We start from the raw sequence: 17,252 nt of genomic DNA on the forward strand, positions 1-17,252 counted from the left end.
GTCACCTGCCAGTTCGTCGACCATGAATGCTCGCCCCGCCAGACAGGCCGCCATTGGCGTTCCGCGCCGGCTGGCCATGTGGATGCCGGCTCTGCTGCTGTTTGCTTCCGGCGGTGCGGCGCTGGTATTCCAGGTGCTGTGGGTGAAGCAGTTGTCGCTGGTGGTCGGTGTGGAGGTGTACGCCGTGACCACGGCGATCAGCGCCTTCTTCGCCGGCCTGGCGCTGGGAGGACTGGCTTTCGGGCGGCTCGCCGATCGGCTGGCGCGGCCTTTGCGACTCTATGCAGCGCTGGAGGTCCTGGTGGCGCTGCTGGCCGTCGCGTCCACCGTGGCGCTGGCCAATGCCGCCAGCGCCTTCGCGTTTCTGGAGGAAGCCTTCGGCATCCTGGCCTGGGCGCTGCCGTTGGTGCTGGTGGGCGTGCCGGCATTCTTCATGGGCGGCACGCTGCCGGTGCTGGTGCGCGCCGTGGAGCCCGCCGACGGGCAGATGGGACGCGCGGGCGGCAGTTTGTACGCCGCCAATACCGCCGGCGCCATCGCCGGCACGCTGATGGCGGCGTTCGTCTTCCTGCCGATGCTTGGCGTGTTGGCGAGCGCCTTTGCGGCAGCCGTGTTCAATCTGATCGCTGCCGCAGGCGCGCTGACGCTGCGGCGCGAGCCCGCCACGCCAGTGATCGCAGGTGAATCGCTGGCCGCTCCGCGCGGCAAGGCGGCGCGCCTGGCCATCGCCCTTTACTGCGTGGCGGGTGGCGTCGCGCTGGGTTACGAGGTGGTCTGGACGCAATCCATCGTCCAGTTCATGAGCACCCGTACCTTTGCCTTCGCCGTGGTGCTGGCCACCTATCTTTGCGGCCTGGTGCTGGGCAGCGCCCTGTATGCCCGGCGCGCGGACCGCGTTCGCGACCCCTGGGGCCTGTTCGGCCTGCTCATCGCGGCGGCCGGGTTGCTGGCCATCCTGCAGGTCGCCGGGCTGGGTACCTGGCTGGTCGGCCTGCAGACCCGCGCCGAATGGCTGGTGCTGCAGGCCGGTGGCAGCGAACTGGCGGGCATGTGCGCGCGCTTCGCCGTGGCCACGCTGTGCGTGGTGTTCCTGCCGACCACCCTGCTGGGGGCGGCGTTCCCCATCGCCCTGCGCCTGGCGGTGGACCAGCAGCACGTGGGGCGCGATGTGGGCACGGTGGTGGCGCTCAATACCCTGGGCGGCATCGTCGGCGTGATGCTGACGGGGTTCGTCCTGGTGCCGGGGATCGGCCTGGTACGCACCCTGGCGGTCCTCGGAGCTTTGGCTGCGTTCATCGGCCTGCTGGCAGTCTGGCGGGGGGAGGGCGTGGGCAAGGTCCCGCGCATTGGCGTCGCCATGGTCGCGGTTCTGACACTGGCCATCGGCGCAGTGACGCCAGCGCAGCATCTGGCGCAGCTGATGCCGGGGGCGCGCAACGGTCAGATCAGCTTCTATGCCGAGGGCCGCGGCGGCACGGTGGCGGTGATCGAGCAGGGCCGGGGCGACAACCGCTTCAGCCGTCTCTACATCCAGGGCGTTTCCAACACCGGCGATGCCATGCCGTCGCTGCGCTACATGCGACTGCAAGCGCTGTTGCCGCTACTGATCCATAACGGCGAACCGCGTTCTGCGTTGGTCATCGGTTTCGGCACGGGCATTACCGCAGGCGCGATGCTGCGTTATCGCGACCTGCAGCACCCGGTGGTGGCCGAGTTGCTGCCCGAGGTACTGGCCGCCGCCCCGCGCTTCAAGGGCAACTTCGACGCGATCCACGACCCGCGCCTGGATATCCGCCTGCGCGATGGTCGGCGTGAGCTGCTGCGCAGCGCCGAGCGCTACGACATGATCACGCTCGAACCGCCACCGCCCTCGGCTGCCGGGGTGGTCAACCTGTATTCGCGGGACTTCTATGAGCTGGCGGCGTCGCGGCTGGAGGAGGACGGCATAGTCGCCCAGTGGTTGCCGCTGCCGACGCAGAACGATGAGGAAAGCCGCTCCCTGGTGCGCAGCTTCATCGATGTCTTCCCCAATGCCACGCTCTGGACGACCGAGTTCCATGAAATGCTCCTGGTGGGCTCGCAGCAGCCTCTGCATCTGGACGTGACGACCATCCGCCAACGCTTCGAACAGCCCGATGTGGCCGCTGCGCTGGGAGAGGTGGGGATCGATTCGGTCGAAGCGCTGCTGGCCACCTGGGTGACCGACCGCGCGGGCCTTGAGCGCTATGCCGGCGATGCGTTGCCGGTCACCGACGACCAGCCGCGAATCGAATATGCGCCGTGGGTACGTTCCAAGGAAATCGCCCGTGTGCTGCCAACGCTGCTGGCCCTGCGCACGGCACCGCCACTGGAGAACGCCGTGCCATCGGTCCGCGCGTCAGTCGACGATTACTGGGCCCGGCTGCGGCGCTTCTACGATCTGAGCCTGCACGCGTACCGGGGCGACCGCCAGGCCTGGGCACGGGATGCGCGGCAGGTGGCGATCGATGACGGCGACAATCCCTATTACCGATGGTTCCTGGGCTCGCCTTGAGCGTCAGGCTCAGCCGGGTTCATGTGCCGTGCCGCCAGTTCCAGCGCGCCTCGGCCACCACGGCGCAGGCAAGCTAGTAGGGGCAGCCAGGGAATGTCGGTGACACGCACCGAGCCGGCCGGCACCATCCGCACTTCCCCGGCGGTGCCACCGGCAGGGCCGCCATCGGGCAGGTAGACCAGCAGCCAGTCGTCCCGAGTTTCCAGAATCAGCGCGAAACGAAACCCGACGTCCTCCCCCACCAGGCCGACCTTGGCGCCTTCCACTTCGTCCATTCCGGCGAAGCGCGCCGTGGCGTCCTTGAGCAACTGGTAACCCGGCAAGTTGCTCAGCAGCCGGTCTTCCAGCGTGCGCAGCGAGGCCGCCGCGGCGCGGGTCCTTGCCAGCAACCCGGCGAGAAAGCACAGCAACAGGAGCAGAACGATGCAGGCCAGCGTTACCGAGGTGACACCCCAGGCGGTGAAGCCGGTGAATAGTGGCAGGATCTTCTGCACCGGTGGAGTGAGCAGGTGGATGGCCTTTTCGATCAGAATGAAGAGCAGCACCAGCGGCAGGATGAACAGCAGCCCACCGGCGATGGTGGTGCGGATGAACTTCAGCATTTCGACCTCCTTGGGGAAGCCGGCCGACGACAGCGCAACGCAGCCGGTGAATCGATGGCGGGCTCAGCCCGCCGTGACGGCGACGATGATCGGACCGCACACCGCCAGCAGTACGTTGGAAATGGCGTAGCACACCGTGAAGCCAATGACGGGTGTGTTGCTGCCGGACTGCTCGATGATCTTGTTCATCGAGGCCGCTTCGGTCTGCGCGCCGGCCAGGGCGCCGAACAGGATCATCGGGTGCAGCCCCAGGACGTAGCGGCCGAAGTAGAGCGTCACCAGCGGCGGGATGATGGTCACCAGGGCGCCGGAGAGCAGCAGCGCCGCGCCCTGACTCTGGATCGCGGCGATGGCGGCCGGGCCGGCCAGCAGCCCCACCACGGCGCCGAAAGCGGTCAGCCCGAACTCCGAGAAGGCCCACTGTGCGGCCGGGGGCAGGGCGCCCACTTCGGGATGCCGCGAGTTGTACCAGCCGATCAGCAGGCCGGCGAGCAGCATGCCGCCACCGATACCCAGCTCCACCGGAATCATGCCGATGTGGGTGGAGAGCATGCCGACCAGCGACCCCACGACCATGCCCAGGGTATGGATGGCGATATCGCTCTTGTAGTCGCTCGCCCGGATGCGGCCGATCTGCGCTGCCAGTGCCTCGACGCTGGCCGTGCGGCCGGCCAGGGTGATGACGTCGCCACGGCGTAGCACGGTGTCGGGCAGCAGCGGCAGCTCCAGGCCTTGCCGGGTGATGGAGCGGATGTAGCAGCCCATTCGGTCGGCGCCGACCAGCAGCGTCTTGATCTGGTGGATGGTCTTGCCGGCCAGCTGGGGCGAGGTCAGAACGATGTCGGCATCGCGGGTGGCGAAGGACATGCTGTCGGGGTTGTCGATTTCCGGGCCGATCCAGTCGTTGAGGTCGGCCACGGCTTCGCGCAGGGCGTAGACGCCGAGGATGTCGCCGCTCTCCAGGCGCAATTGCGGGTCGCGCTCGAGAATCTGACCGCCACGGATGACCCGCTCGACGCTCAGCGCGGCGTGCCGCGCCTCGACATCGGCGATGCGCTGGCCGATCGCTGCCGCCGACTGGGCACGATGGGCACGGACGACGATGCGGGTGTAGGGAATGCTGATGGCGTTCTCTTCGCGCTCGATGCCCAGCTCCCGCTCCAGCTCGCGTGCGCTCTGGCGCAGGTCGACGCGCAGCAGCTTCGGCGCGATGCTGCCGACGAAGGCGATCAGGCCGATGGTGCCGAACAGATAGGTGATGGCGTAGGCCACCGCCATGTGGCTGTTGAGCTGGCTCTTGGCGGCATCGTCGATGGCCAGCTGGGAAATGGCGCTGCTGGCGGTGCCCATGATCGCCGTGTCGGTCAGTGCTCCCGCGCCCAGGCCGGCAGTGAAGCCGGCGTCGAAGTGGAACAGGTGATACAGGCCGAGGATGACGCCCAGGGCAGTGGCGCAGAGCACCACGGAAAGCACCACCAGCTTCAGGGTGCCGCGATTGAGGCTGCCGAAGAACTCCGGGCCGCTCTTGAAACCGACGGCATAGATGAACAGCGCGAAGAACACCGACTTCAGCTCATGGGGCACTTCCAGGCCGATCTGCCCGATCAGCAGGCCCATCAGCAGCGCGCCGGCGACCGAGCCCAGGTGAAAGCTGCCGATCTGTATCCGCCCCAGCAGAACCCCCAGGGAGATCGCCAGGAACACCGCGATCTCGGGGTTGGCGCGCAAGGCGTGGAGGAAAAAATCGAGCATCGACGCGGCTCCCTGTCGAAGTGGCGTCCGTGCAGTATGGACGGTGAATGCCGAGCTGCCGTTATGCAGCGGAGTGTGGAACGACTTTCTCTTTAGTGCGTTTTCGCCGCGCGACCCCCACCATCGAAAAACCTCGACTAGTCTTGTGCAGACTTCATGCGGATCGCTCCAGAGCCTGTGCCCAGGCTCTCGTCGTGGATAGCGATTTCCCTGGCCGGCGCCGTGCGCCGGCTCACCACGAGAGCGCCCATGGCAGCAGCCAGCGACCTGATCATCTGTGAGTACTGCGATGCGGTGTACGAACGCCAGCCGCTGCAGCGACACCAGCGTGCACTGTGCGTGCGCTGCGGCGGGGTACTGCATCGGCACAACTCACTGTCCGTGCAGCAACGCCTGGCGCTGGCGCTGACCGGCGCGGTGCTGCTGGCCTTCGCCAACAGTTACCCGGTGATGACCATCAGCATGCAGGGCCTGAGCAATTCGGCGACGCTGTGGGACGCGGTGATGATCCTGAGCAGCGGCCCCATCACCTTCATCGCACTGGTGACAGCGCTGGCCATCATCCTCGCGCCGGCGCTGCAGGTAACGCTGCTGATCTGGGTGCTCGGCTTTGCCCTGGCCGGGCGCCGCGCGCCGGCCTTCGCCGGGTGCATGCGCTGGCTGGAGTCGTTGCGCCCCTGGAGCATGCTGGAGGTCTGCCTGCTGGGCACCATGGTCGCGGTGATCAAGCTGGCCGGACTGCTCGATGTGATACCTGGTATCGGTCTGCTGGCGATGGCCGCCCTGAGCGTGTTGATCATCTACATCGCCGGCAAGGACATCCGCGATCTCTGGGAGCGGGTATGAACACGCCCCCGCTCGCCGCTCAGCTGAACCTGTGCCTTTGCCACGGCTGCGGCGCCGCCTGCGATACGCGCAGCGGCGGCCATCATTGCCAACGCTGTGGTGCCCCCCTGCACCCGCGCAAGGCCGATGCCATCACCCGCGGCTGGGCGTACCTGGTGGCGGCGCTGATCTTCTACGTGCCGGCCAACCTGTTGCCGGTCATGCATACCGAGATGCTCGGCCAGGGCATTGACAGCACCATCGGCGGCGGCGTGCTGGAGTTCTGGGAAAGCGGCGCCTGGGACATCGCGCTGATCATCTTCATTGCCAGTATCGGCGTGCCGGCGATCAAGTTCTTCTCCCTCGGGCTGCTGCTCTGGACTGCCCAGCGCCGCAGCAGCTGGGCACGCCGGCAGCGTTCGCAGCTGTACCGTTTCGTCGAGCTGATCGGCTACTGGTCGATGCTCGACGTGATGGTCGTCGCACTGGTGGCGGCCCTGGTGCAGATGCATGAACTGGGCACCATCGAGCCGCGCGCCGGCATCCTGTTCTTCGGCATGGTGGTGGTCCTCACCATGCTTTCCGCCATGAGTTTCGATCCACGACATATCTGGGACGACGGAGATCCGATCGATGGAGCAGGACACCCCTAAGCACGCCGCCCCCGGACAGCCGCAGGTACGCACGCGGCGCTGGAATGTATCGCTGGTCTGGATCGTGCCGATCGTGGCGCTGCTGGTGGGCGCTTCGCTCATCGTGCGCAACTGGATGGAGCAGGGGCCGACCATCGAGATCTCCTTCCGCACGGGGGAGGGCCTGGTCGCGCACAAGACCCAGGTGAAGTACCGCAGCGTGGTGATCGGCGAGGTCGAAGGCGTCGAGCTGGCCAAGGACAAGAAGAGCGTCACCGCCAGCGTCAAGCTGAACAAGGAGGCCGAATCCTTCGCCACCGAGGGGGCGAAATTCTGGGTCGTGCGGCCACGCATCGGCGCTGGCGGCGTGACCGGCGTCGACACGCTGTTGTCGGGCAATTTCATCGGTGCCGACGCCGGTGAATCGAGTGCGCCGAAGAAGCGCTTCACCGGCCTGGAGCTGCCGCCGCCGATCACCTATGGGGAGAAGGGCAAGAGCTTCGTCCTGCGCGCCGACGACCTGGGCTCGCTGGATATCGGCTCGCCTATCTATTACCGCAAGATTCCGGTGGGCCAGGTGACTTCCTACGCCTTGCGCAGCGATGGCAAGGGCGTGGACCTGGGCATCTTCATCGAGTCGCCCAACGACGCTTTCGTGACCCAGAACACAAGGTTCTGGAATGCCAGTGGCGTCGACGTCAACGTCAGCGCCAACGGCCTGAAGGTGAACACCGAATCGCTGTCCGCGCTGTTGGTCGGCGGGCTGGCCTTCGGCACGCCCGAGGGCAGCGAGGAAACGGCCGCCGCCCAGGACAACGAAGCCTTCGACCTCTACGTCGACCGCGACAATGCCCTGGCTCCGCCCACCGGCCTGCCGCAGTACCTGCGCCTGCGCTTCGACCAGTCGATGCGCGGCCTGAGCGTGGGCGCGCCCGTGGAGTTCATGGGTGTCGAGTTCGGCAAGGTCACCAACATCCAGCTGGACTACGACGAGAAGCTGCAGATTTTCCCGGTGGTGGTCGATGCGGTGATCTACCCGCAGCGCCTGGGGCCCGTGCACCAGAAGATGCTCAAGGTCTTCAACAGCAGCGTGGGCGACCAGGGCGGCGTCACCCGCGTGATCGGCAGCTTCGTCGAGCACGGCATGCGTGCCCAGGCGCGCAGCGGCAACCTGCTGACCGGGCAGCTGTACATCTCGCTGGACTTCTATCCCGACGCCAAGCCGGTGGCCTTCGATGCCAGCGCGCGGCCGCTGCGCATCCCGACGGTGCCCAGCAGCCTGGCGAAACTCCAGGAACAGTTGCAGGCGGTGGTCGACCGCATCGGCAAGCTGCCGCTGGAGCGTATCGCCAACAACCTCGACGGCAACCTGCGTGAGCTGCAGGGCAGCCTCAAGCAGTTCAATACGCAGACGTTGCCGGGCGTCACCCGGACGCTCGATGAGGTGCGCACCACGCTCGCCACGGCCAACTCGGCGCTGGGCGAGAACTCGCCGCAACGGGAAAAGCTCAGCGACACCCTGGATGAGCTGGACCGCATGTCGCGCTCGTTGCGTGACCTGTCCGATTACCTCGGGCGCCACCCGGAATCCTTGATCCGTGGTCGTCCGAAGAACGCCAACGCCGACAACCTGCAGCCCTGATTCGCGTACAAGGAGAGACTTCAGATGCCGAAGCTGCCCATGCTGCTCCTGGCCGCACTGTTCCCCGTGTTGTCGGGCTGCAGCAGCGCTCCGATCCACTACCACACGCTGGTTCCCGCACAGCCGGGCAGCCCCGCCAGCGGCCAGGTACGCGTCGAACGGGTGGAGATGCCGCCGCAGGTCGATCGCTCGCAGATTGTCGTCCGCCAGGGCGGCAGCGGGCTGTCGATCCTGGAAACCGAGTGGTGGGGCGCCAACCTGGTGGACGAGTTCCGCAATGCCCTGGAGGACCAGCTCGGCGCTCCGGGGCCAGGCGCTGCATTGCTGCGCGTGGAAGTGCAGCGCTTCGATTCGGTGCCGGGCCAGTACGCGTTGCTCGATGCCCGTTGGCGCCTGCAGCGGCCCGGCTCGAACAAACCGCTGAGCTGCCGTAGCAGCCTGCAGACGGCGGCCAACGGTACCGTGGACGGGCTGGTGGTCGCGCACCAGGCCAATGTGCGCAAGTTCGCCGAACTGGTGGCGCAAGCGAACGCCAGCGGCGGCACGCGTTGTCCTTGATGTTCGGGGCAGGGTGCCAACCGAATCTTTACGAGTACTGAACGCGATACCCTTGGACCGGCGTGCCGCCACGCACGCCGGGGCTTGCAGGTTGGCGCGCGCGATGTCGTTGCACAGGAGAAACCTTCCCGATGAGCTCATCCGGCAAGCCAAGGACAACCCTGAACCCTCCGGTCTTCTATACCAGCGCGGCGCTGATCCTGCTGCTGGTGCTCTACGCCGTGCTCTTCAAGAGCCAGGCCCAGACGCAGTTCGAACACATCCAGCAGTGGATCTTCACCAACGCCAGCTGGTTCTACATCCTCGCGGTGGCGCTGATCCTGATCAGCGTGGTGTTCCTCGCGGTCAGTCGCTACGGCGACATCAAGCTCGGGCCTGATCACAGCGAGCCCGAGTATCGCAGCAGCAGCTGGTTCGCCATGCTGTTCTCCGCCGGCATGGGCATCGGCCTGATGTTCTTCGGCGTGGCCGAACCGGTGATGCACTTCACCAGCCCGCCGGTGGGCGAGGCGGGCACGGTCACCGCGGCTCGCGAAGCGATGAAGATCACCTTCTTCCACTGGGGCCTGCATGCCTGGGCGATCTACGCCATCGTCGGGCTGATCCTGGCCTACTTCAGCTTCCGCAAGGGCCTGCCGCTGACATTGCGCTCGGCGCTGTATCCGCTGATCGGCGAGCGCATCTACGGCCCGATCGGCCATGCAGTGGACATCTTCGCCATCCTCGGCACGGTGTTCGGCGTCGCCACCTCACTGGGTTATGGCGTGCTGCAGATCAACAGTGGCTTCCACCATCTGTTCGGCCTGCCGGTGAATGCGACGGTGCAGATCATCCTCATCGCCGCGACCTGCGCCCTGGCGACACTCTCGGTGGCCAGCGGCCTGGACAAGGGCATCCGCATCCTTTCCGAGCTGAACCTGGCGCTGGCGGTGATCCTCATGCTGTTCGTGCTGCTGCTCGGCCCGACCGTGTTCCTGCTGCAGACCTACGTGCAGAACACCGGTGCCTACCTCTCGGACATCGTCAACAAGACCTTCAACCTCTATGCCTACGAGCCGACCGACTGGATTGGCGGCTGGACCCTGCTGTACTGGGGCTGGTGGCTGTCCTGGTCACCGTTCGTGGGGCTGTTCATCGCACGCATCTCGCGCGGGCGGACGATCCGCGAATTCGTCTGCGGCGTGCTCTTCGTCCCGGCCGGCTTCACCCTGCTGTGGATGACCGTGTTCGGCGATTCGGCGATCCACATGATCCTCAACGAGGGCGTGATCACCTTGGCGGCGGTTGTTGATCAGGACAGTTCCCTGGCGCTGTTCGCCTTCCTCGAGCACTTCCCGCTATCCAGCGTGGTGTCGATGGTGGCGGTGCTGATGGTGGTGGTGTTCTTCGTCACCTCGGCAGACTCCGGGGCGCTGGTGGTGGACATGCTCGCGTCCTCGGGGCACTCCCACTCGCCGTTGTGGCAGCGCATTTTCTGGTCGGTGAGCATTGGCGTGGTGGCGGTGGCATTGCTGCTGGCGAACGGGCTGAAGGCCCTGCAGACAGCGACCATCGCCAGTGCGTTGCCATTCTCGGCGATCCTGCTGGCGTCCATCTGGGGACTGTTCCGCGCGCTGCACCTGGATGCCACGCGGCGCGGCCTGCGCCACCAGTCGCTACCTGCGCCGCGGCATGCGCCACACCACGAAGGCGGTTGGCAACGGCGCCTGCGCAGTATTGCCATGCGCCCCCGGCGCGCCCACGTGACTCGCTTCATTGCCGAGGTCGTGCGGCCGGCTTGCGAGGAAGTGGCCGCCGAGTTGCGCAAGCAAGGCCATGACGTGCAGGTGCTGGAGCGCGAAGATGGCCGCGTGGCCCTGGAGCTGGTGCAGCCGGGGGAGGGCCATTTCCTCTATGAAGTCCGCCCGCGGGCCTTCACCAGCCCCAGCTTCGTTCTACTGGAGGAGGACGAGGGCACCGAGGCGCGCAAGTACTTCCGCGCCGAGGTTCACCTGCGCGAAGGCGGGCAGGATTACGACGTAATGGGGTGGAACCGCGACGATGTGATCTCCGACATCCTCGACCAGTACGAGCGGCACCTGCATTACCTCCATGTCGTGCGCTGAACTCAGGGCTTGTTCGGCGCCACCTTGTCGAGAATCTGCCGGGCCAGGGCATGGTAGAGCGACACCGGCGCTATCCAGCCGGAAATGGCCGCGGCCAGCAGCGTGGCGGCGAGCATGGGAATGGCCAGGTCCGGGCTGTGGGAAAGCTCCAGCACGATCACCGAGGCGGTCAATGGCGAGCGCGTAACGCCCGCCAGATAGGCGCCCATGCCGAGCAGTGCACAGGTCTGCGGGTTGACGCCCGGCAGCAGGGAGAGCACGGGCGCGAACCCCGCGCCGACGCTCAATGATGGCGAGAACAGGCCGCCAGGGATTCCGGCCAGGTACGAGACCACGTTGGCGAGGAACTTCCAGAGCAGGAAGCTGGCGTCGGTCACCGGGTTGCCGTCGAGCAGGGCGCGGGTTTCCTCGTAGCCGGTGCCGAACACGTGGTTGCCGGAAATCACGCCGAGCAGTGCCAGTGCAAGCCCGCAGACAGCAGCGAAGCGCACCGGGAAGCGCTCTCGCACGGCGCACATCCGGCCGATCCAGCCGTGCTGCGCCGGCAGTACCAGCTTCACGTAGAGCCCACCGAGCACGCCGCCCAGCAGCGCGCAGGCGGGCACTTCACTCCAGCCCCAGCCCGTGGGCAACCCGCCGCTGATGTCGCCAAAGTAGGAGTAGTGCCCCATCAGGCCCAGGGTGACCACGCCGCCGATCAGTACGGCGGTCAGCACCAGCCCGCTGAAGCGCTGCTCGTAGGTGCGGCTCAATTCCTCGATGGCGAAAACCACCCCGGCAAGGGGTGTGTTGAAAGCTGCCGCGATGCCGGCGGCGCCGCCCGCCAGGATCAGCCCTGCCACGGTGCGTCGGCCGTGGAGGCCCAGGCGCGTGCCGAAGGCGTAGATCACCGCGGCGCCTACGTGCACGGTAGGCCCCTCACGGCCGACCGAGCCACCGACCAGCAGGGCGCCGAGGGTGAACAGCATCCGTACCAGCGCCACCGGCAGGGCGAGCACCTGTGCACGGAATCGTCGCGATGGCGATTCCAGCGCGGCAATCACCTGCGGGATACCACTGCCTTTCGAGTTCACGAACCAGCGCTGGGTGATCCAGGCCAGCAGCGCAAAACCCAGCGGCGTTGCCAGTAGCGGCAACCACGGCGATACCTGCAGCATCCGCTGGAACAACCCGAAGGAGCGATCCGCCAGCCAGGCAAAAGCCAGGGCCACCAGCCCCACCAGCAGGGCGCCGACCCAGAACGCGAGGTGCTGTCGCCATTTCAGCCAGCGCGAGCGAAGCAGTCGCCGCGTGCGCTTGTTCGCGGCGGAAACGCTTCGTGCATCGGGTTCATCTTGGAGGTCAGAGTCGGACATCGGCGGGTAGAGGTTTCGTCCCAGAAAGACCGAGTATGACCGCTACCGGCTGAACCGGGAAAGCCAGGATGACCGTCGACGAGAGCCGCCATGCCGTCAGCCGATCTTCAATGCCCGGTCCAGCGACCAGGCGCCCGCGCCGCGACCAATCAGCAGCAGGAGCAGGCCGGCCCAGGACAGGTGCGTCGGCCAGGCATCGGGGTAGACGAACACTTCGATCACGGCAGTCATGCCCAGCAGGGCGAGGGCGGAGAGGCGGGTGAACAGGCCCAGCACCAGCAGGACCGGGAAGAAGTGTTCTGCGTAGGTCGCCAGGTGCGCGGCTATATAGGGCGGCACCAGCGGCAGCACGTATTCGGTCTGGAACAGCTCGTAGGTGCTCGGCGTGATGGTCAGGATGCCCTCGACCTTGGTGCGCCCGGAGAGGAAGAAGATCGAGGCGATCCCCAGGCGCGCCACCAGGCACAACAAAGAGTCGCTGAGCAGGGACTGCAGGCGGCTGGCGATGGTGTTCCAGTGCTGGCGAAAGGCGCCGCCCGGGTAGTGGCTGCGGGAGATGTCCATGGCGGCTTCCTCAGGTGAGTTTCAGCGGTTGGAACACGGCGGCGCCGAGCAGGTTGCCCAGCAGTACCGTGAAGTCGAGGTCGGCTTGCGCCCTGAGCGCCAGGGTCGATGCCTGATCGAGGTCATGACCGCTGGCGCAGGCATCGAGGAAGGCGCAACCGCCCACGTCCAGTGCCTGCCAGGTGACGCCCTCGGCATGGCCGACCAGCAGCGCGCCTTCAGCGTGCCAGGGCAGCTCTTCGGGCAATGGCAGCGCTTCGCGGTTGTAGCGCCAGATGCTGTAGATCGGCTGTTGGTCGAACCAGCGCCAGCGCGCGCTGGCGCGGGGTTGCAGGTGACAGGGGGCAAGGTCGGAAGCGGTCATGCCCGCCAGGTCGGACCACTGCAGCGCAGGCTCCTGTGGTGCGGTGTAGGCTTCCAGCCACAAGCGGTCGAGGCGCGCCACGCCGACCAGGTAGGGCAACTCGCGCGCGGGTTCGAAGGCGTCGAGGAAATCGGCGAAGTCTTCGCCGTAGAGCACCAGGCGAGCGTCGTTCGGCGGTGTCTGCTGTGCGTGGATGGTCGCCGCGCCGCGCAGCCAGTCGGTGCCGACCAGGCGTTCGACACTGGGGAAGTTGTCGCACAAGGCGTCGGTGCAGCCCTTGAGCACGGTGTTGCGGTAGACGCTGAAGCCGGCCTGCTCGGTCAGACCTTGCAGTCCGGGGGGAGAGCGCTGGTACAGCGCTTCGACGAAAGCTTCCTGGAATCTGCCGAGGGACGTCTTCATGCGGCCACCTTCGCCTGGTTGAGGATACCCTGGGCGATTTCGCGCTCGGCCAGCAGTTCGCTGAAGGCGGGGATCTGGTCGTCGCGCTCGATCAGCGTCGGGCGCGGGCCGATGCGCCGGATCAGGTGCTGGTAGAGCTCCCAGACCGGTTCGGCGATGGGGGCGTCGTGGGAGTCGATCAGCAGCTCGCCGCGCTCGTCGTGGCTGTGCCCGGCCAGGTGGATTTCCAGGATGGCCGCGGCGGGGAATCGGTCGAGATAGCGCTTGGCATCGAAGCCGAGATTGTGCGCGCTGACGTGTACGTTGTTGATGTCCAGCAGCAGGCCGCAGCCGGTGCGCAGCGCCAGTTCGGTGAGGAATTCGATCTCGTCCCAGTCGTGGCCGTCGAGGCGAAGATAGTGGCTGGGGTTCTCGATGGCGATGCGCCGGCCCAGGGCATGCTGGGTGCGCTCGATGTTGTCGACGATGCGGGCCAGGGCCGCGTGGCTGCGCGGGAAGGGCAGCAGGTCCGGCAGGTACCGGCCGCGCCAGGTGGACCAGGCCAGGTGCTCGGAGATCAGCACGGGCTGCACGCGCTCAACCAGCGCGCGCAGCCGCAGCAGATGAGCCTTGTCGGGGGCGGCGTCCGCCGCCAGGGACAGCGAAACCCCGTGCAGCGACAGCGGATGCCGTTCGGCGATCCGCTCCAGCCAGGCAAGGCGAGGGCCGCCGACCATGTAGTTTTCCGGATGCACTTCGAACCAGAGCCCTCGCGCGCAGCAGTCGAGCGCCTGGGTGTAGTGCTCGGCCTTGAGCCCAAGCCCGGCACCCGGTTGAGTCGATACGTTCATGGTCGGCAGCCTGCACTCAGGACTTCATCGGGGTCAGCGAGCCCATGCCGTGCGGCGTCTTGATCGAGGCGCAGGTGCCGGCCGGGACGTTCTTCCAGTGCATGCCGTCGTAGTCCTTCTTGGCGCTGCCTGCGCAGGTGGTGCCGGCGCCGGCCTTGCAGTCGTTCTTGCCGGCCAGGGCCACGCCGTAGCATTTCTCCATGGCCGCGCCCGTGCTGGCCTTGGTATTCATGTCGTCGGCCAGCGCGTTCCCGGCAAGGGCGGCAAGGGCAAGGGCGGCGGTGGCGAGGGTGAGGTTTTTCATGGTGCGGTCTCCCGTTGGGTGGTGGGGCCGCACAGAGACTTCCGGCGGCTTGTCGAGTAGTTCGCCGGGAGTGGTGATCCGGTTACAGCCGCCTGAAGATTTTTTTGAGATTTCCCTGGGGCGGCCCTAAGGTATTGAACAGCTGCCTGTTTTTTCTGCGGGCCGGCGATCTGCCAGCAAGTGTGGGGCAGACTCGGGAAGATTTTCCTTGCGCGCTGTAACCAGGACGGTCGATGCAACGAACTACCAGCCAGGACGTGTTGATCGCGCGCGAAGCGCAGCTTCAGACACTGCTGATGCAGGGCATGTCCGGTGACGCGGTGGCCTACCGCGAGTTCCTCGCCGCCCTTGGCCCGCACTTGCGCGCGTTCCTGCGCCGCCGTCTGGCGCAGCGCCCCGGCGAGGTGGAGGACCTGGTGCAGGAAGTCCTGCTGGCCGTGCACAACGCCCGCCACACCTATCGCGCAGAACAGCCACTGACGGCCTGGGTGCAGGCGATTGCGCGCTACAAGCTGGCTGACCATTTCCGCGCTTTTGCCCGTCGCGAGGCGCTGCATGATCCGCTGGACGGCGATGAGGGCGAGCTGTTCGCCACCGAGGACGACCAGCCGGCGCAGGCCAGCCGCGATCTGGGCAAACTGCTGCAGCAGTTGCCGGACAAGCAGCGCCTGCCGATCGTCCATGTGAAGCTGGAAGGGTTGTCTGTAGAGGAAACGGCAAACCTGACCGGGCTTTCCAGTTCCGCCGTGAAGGTCGGCATCCACCGCGGGCTGAAGGCCCTGGCGAATATGATCCGAGGGTTGCGAAGCGATGAAGACCAATGAACTGATCGATCTGCTGGCTGCCGGCGAAAGCGCGGTCGATCGGCGAGCGCTGGGCAAGCGCTTTGCTCTGGCCCTGCTGGGCGGCGGCCTGGGCGCGATACTGCTGATGGCCGCGCTCTATGGGGTGCGCGCGGACCTCGCTGACGTCGCGCGGACTCCGCTGTTCTGGGCCAAGGTCGCGCTGCCCGGCAGCCTGGCGCTGATCGCGTACGGGTTGAGCAGCCGCCTGGCGCGGCCGGGGGTCAAGGGCGGTGCTGCGTGGCTGCTGCTCGGGCTGCCGGTGCTGCTGGTGTGGCTGGGTGGCGCGGTGGAGCTGGCCGCGGTGCCTGCCGAAGCGCGCGCCGGGCTGATACTGGGCAAGACCTGGCGCACCTGCCCGCTGAACATTGCGTTGCTCTCGATACCCACATTCATCGCCGTCTTCTGGGCGCTGCGTGGGTTGGCGCCCACCCGGCTGCGCCTGGCCGGTGCTGCTGGCGGTCTGCTCGCCGGGGCTACCTCGACCCTGGCGTACTGCCTGCACTGCCCGGAGATGGGCATTCCCTTCTGGGGCGTGTGGTACCTGCTCGGCATGCTCCTGCCTACGCTGCTGGGCCTGACCCTGGGGCCGCGCCTGTTGCGCTGGTAGGGGCGTGCCGGGCAACACGCCCACCGGGCGCGGCTGCGAAGGCTTGTGAACGCCCGGCGGCCCCCGCGCCCGGACATGCGCCACATACCGGTAAGCCTGCGCAGGGGGCGCGTGTCCTGGCGGGATAAACTGGCGTCTATCGGCTGCGTACCGACTTCATTCCGTCTCCAATCGCAAGGAAATCCATGACCGACGTCGTCGACCTGTTCGACATCCAGTATTTCTGGAACCTGCTTGCCATCCTCTGGTTCCTCTTCTGCTGGATCGGCTACACCCGCTACGCCAAGACCAAGGCCCGCGACACCGCGTGCCTGGCCAGCGTGTTGCATCTCTACCGCCAGGACTGGATGCGTCGCGTGCTGCTGCGCGACAACCGCGTGGCGGACGCCAGCGTGATCGGCAACCTGGAGCGCAACGCCTCGTTCTTCGCTTCCAGCACCCTGATCATCCTGGCCGGTATCCTCACCCTGCTGGGCTCGGCCGAGCGCACGATATCGGTGCTCGCCGACCTGCCTTTCGTGACGCCGCCCACTCGCGGGCTTTCAGAGCTGAAGCTGCTGTGCCTGGCGGTGGTATTCGTCTATGCCTTCTTCACCTTCAGCTGGTGCATGCGCCAATACAACTTCGCGGCGGTGCTGATCGGTTCGGCGCCCATGGTGGGGGAGCGCAACGTCGGCGAGCTGGAGCGCAAATCCTTCGCCGAGCGCGCGGCACGCGTGGTGTCGCTGGCGGCGCACCAGTTCAACCAGGGCCTGCGCACCTACTACTTCGGCCTGGCGATGCTGGCCTGGTTCATCAACCCCTGGATCTTCATGCTGGTGACGGCGGGTGTAGTGGGCGTGCTGTACCAGCGTGAATTCCACTCCAGCGTGCTCCATGTGATGGTCTACACGCCGACGCCCCAGAGCGACGCGCCACGGGACAACGACATTCCTCCCAGCGGCTGAGCGGCAAACGGCAGAAACGACAAGGCCCGCAAAATGCGGGCCTTGTCTTGTGCAGCGCAAGCGACTTACTGTTTCTGCTCGTCGCCGGCGGGCTCCTGCGGCGCAGTGGCCGGGGCAGCCGGAGTGGCCGGGGAGGCTTCAGGTGCCGGTGGAGTGGTCGGCGCCGGAGTAGCCGGCTGCTCGGTCGCGGCCGGTGCCGGCGGCGCTTTCGGCTCTTCTTTCTTGTCGCAGGCGGCAAGGCCCAGACCTGCAACGATCAGCAGAGCGAAGGGAAGGGTTTTTTTCATGCGGAGCCTCCATGTGCGGCTTTCCTGGTGTTAGCCCTTTGAACCAGGCTTGTGTGAATTAGTTCAATGAATATTCCTGCGCCCCTGTATTCCATCAC

At 66.6% G+C, this 17,252-nt stretch carries 17 protein-coding genes; 9 read left to right on the forward strand and 8 right to left on the reverse strand.

What is annotated here, in order from left to right; genetic code table 11:
• The first annotated feature begins 22 nt into the window (after nucleotides 1-22).
• Nucleotides 23-2,533: a fused MFS/spermidine synthase gene (locus tag GJV37_RS09825; RefSeq protein WP_193452383.1), complete on the forward strand. Its 2,511-nt coding sequence runs from the start codon at nucleotides 23-25 to the stop codon at nucleotides 2,531-2,533.
• On the opposite strand, the gene GJV37_RS09830 is transcribed toward GJV37_RS09825, so the two are convergent.
• Nucleotides 2,506-3,135, reverse strand: coding sequence for a hypothetical protein (locus tag GJV37_RS09830; RefSeq protein WP_065084760.1), 630 nt, complete (start codon nucleotides 3,133-3,135; stop codon nucleotides 2,506-2,508). The two genes, GJV37_RS09825 and GJV37_RS09830, sit on opposite strands and share 28 nt — an antisense overlap.
• A gap of 63 nt (nucleotides 3,136-3,198) precedes the next feature.
• Complete coding sequence (gene aspT, locus GJV37_RS09835; protein WP_193452384.1) at nucleotides 3,199-4,887, reverse strand: aspartate-alanine antiporter; 1,689 nt, start codon at nucleotides 4,885-4,887, stop codon at nucleotides 3,199-3,201.
• Nucleotides 4,888-5,136: 249 nt separating this feature from the next.
• Here aspT and GJV37_RS09840 point away from each other — a divergent pair, with 249 nt between their 5' ends.
• The 5 genes from GJV37_RS09840 (at nucleotide 5,137) to GJV37_RS09860 (ending at nucleotide 10,649) form a co-directional block, all read left to right on the forward strand.
• Nucleotides 5,137-5,733, forward strand: coding sequence for a paraquat-inducible protein A (locus tag GJV37_RS09840; protein WP_193452385.1), 597 nt, complete (start codon nucleotides 5,137-5,139; stop codon nucleotides 5,731-5,733).
• On the forward strand, nucleotides 5,730-6,365 hold the full coding sequence (locus GJV37_RS09845) for a paraquat-inducible protein A (RefSeq protein ID WP_193452386.1): 636 nt from the start codon (nucleotides 5,730-5,732) through the stop codon (nucleotides 6,363-6,365). The genes GJV37_RS09840 and GJV37_RS09845 overlap by 4 nt, the downstream gene beginning before the upstream one ends.
• Entirely contained in the window at nucleotides 6,346-7,986 is a 1,641-nt protein-coding gene (locus tag GJV37_RS09850; protein WP_024762436.1) for a PqiB family protein, read from the forward strand. Before GJV37_RS09845 ends, GJV37_RS09850 begins: the two co-directional genes overlap by 20 nt.
• Nucleotides 7,987-8,010: 24 nt before the next feature.
• Entirely contained in the window at nucleotides 8,011-8,544 is a 534-nt protein-coding gene (locus GJV37_RS09855; RefSeq protein ID WP_024762435.1) for a PqiC family protein, read from the forward strand.
• A 131-nt stretch (nucleotides 8,545-8,675) separates the two neighbouring features.
• Nucleotides 8,676-10,649 carry a BCCT family transporter gene (locus tag GJV37_RS09860; RefSeq protein ID WP_193452387.1) on the forward strand — a complete coding sequence of 658 codons (1,974 nt, stop codon included), beginning with the start codon at nucleotides 8,676-8,678 and terminating at the stop codon, nucleotides 10,647-10,649.
• 2 nt (nucleotides 10,650-10,651) lie between these two features.
• Here the strand turns inward: GJV37_RS09860 and GJV37_RS09865 are convergent, their stop codons facing one another.
• The 5 genes from GJV37_RS09865 to GJV37_RS09885 form a co-directional block, all read right to left on the reverse strand.
• Nucleotides 10,652-11,875 carry a chloride channel protein gene (locus GJV37_RS09865; protein WP_401035575.1) on the reverse strand — a complete coding sequence of 408 codons (1,224 nt, stop codon included), beginning with the start codon at nucleotides 11,873-11,875 and terminating at the stop codon, nucleotides 10,652-10,654.
• Between the two features lie 225 nt (nucleotides 11,876-12,100).
• Nucleotides 12,101-12,568, reverse strand: coding sequence for a DoxX family protein (locus GJV37_RS09870; protein WP_193452389.1), 468 nt, complete (start codon nucleotides 12,566-12,568; stop codon nucleotides 12,101-12,103).
• Nucleotides 12,569-12,578: 10 nt separating this feature from the next.
• Nucleotides 12,579-13,334, reverse strand: coding sequence for an HvfC/BufC N-terminal domain-containing protein (locus GJV37_RS09875; RefSeq protein WP_193452390.1), 756 nt, complete (start codon nucleotides 13,332-13,334; stop codon nucleotides 12,579-12,581).
• A complete protein-coding gene (gene bufB, locus GJV37_RS09880; RefSeq protein WP_193452391.1) occupies nucleotides 13,331-14,164 on the reverse strand; it encodes an MNIO family bufferin maturase in 834 nt (277 codons plus the stop codon). The genes GJV37_RS09875 and bufB overlap by 4 nt, the downstream gene beginning before the upstream one ends.
• A gap of 16 nt (nucleotides 14,165-14,180) precedes the next feature.
• Nucleotides 14,181-14,468, reverse strand: coding sequence for a BufA1 family periplasmic bufferin-type metallophore (locus GJV37_RS09885; RefSeq protein ID WP_024762431.1), 288 nt, complete (start codon nucleotides 14,466-14,468; stop codon nucleotides 14,181-14,183).
• A gap of 233 nt (nucleotides 14,469-14,701) precedes the next feature.
• Between GJV37_RS09885 and GJV37_RS09890 the strand changes: the two genes are divergently transcribed.
• The 3 genes from GJV37_RS09890 (at nucleotide 14,702) to GJV37_RS09900 (ending at nucleotide 16,867) form a co-directional block, all read left to right on the forward strand.
• A complete protein-coding gene (locus GJV37_RS09890; protein ID WP_193452392.1) occupies nucleotides 14,702-15,292 on the forward strand; it encodes a sigma-70 family RNA polymerase sigma factor in 591 nt (196 codons plus the stop codon).
• On the forward strand, nucleotides 15,279-15,920 hold the full coding sequence (locus GJV37_RS09895) for a DUF1109 domain-containing protein (protein ID WP_193452393.1): 642 nt from the start codon (nucleotides 15,279-15,281) through the stop codon (nucleotides 15,918-15,920). The genes GJV37_RS09890 and GJV37_RS09895 overlap by 14 nt, the downstream gene beginning before the upstream one ends.
• A gap of 185 nt (nucleotides 15,921-16,105) precedes the next feature.
• Nucleotides 16,106-16,867: a DUF599 domain-containing protein gene (locus GJV37_RS09900; RefSeq protein ID WP_084357640.1), complete on the forward strand. Its 762-nt coding sequence runs from the start codon at nucleotides 16,106-16,108 to the stop codon at nucleotides 16,865-16,867.
• 65 nt (nucleotides 16,868-16,932) lie between these two features.
• Here the strand turns inward: GJV37_RS09900 and GJV37_RS09905 are convergent, their stop codons facing one another.
• Entirely contained in the window at nucleotides 16,933-17,154 is a 222-nt protein-coding gene (locus GJV37_RS09905) for a hypothetical protein (protein WP_024762428.1), read from the reverse strand.
• Nucleotides 17,155-17,252 lie beyond the last annotated feature (98 nt).

Source organism: Pseudomonas nitroreducens (assembly GCF_010994165.1).
GTDB lineage: Bacteria > Pseudomonadota > Gammaproteobacteria > Pseudomonadales > Pseudomonadaceae > Pseudomonas > Pseudomonas nitroreducens.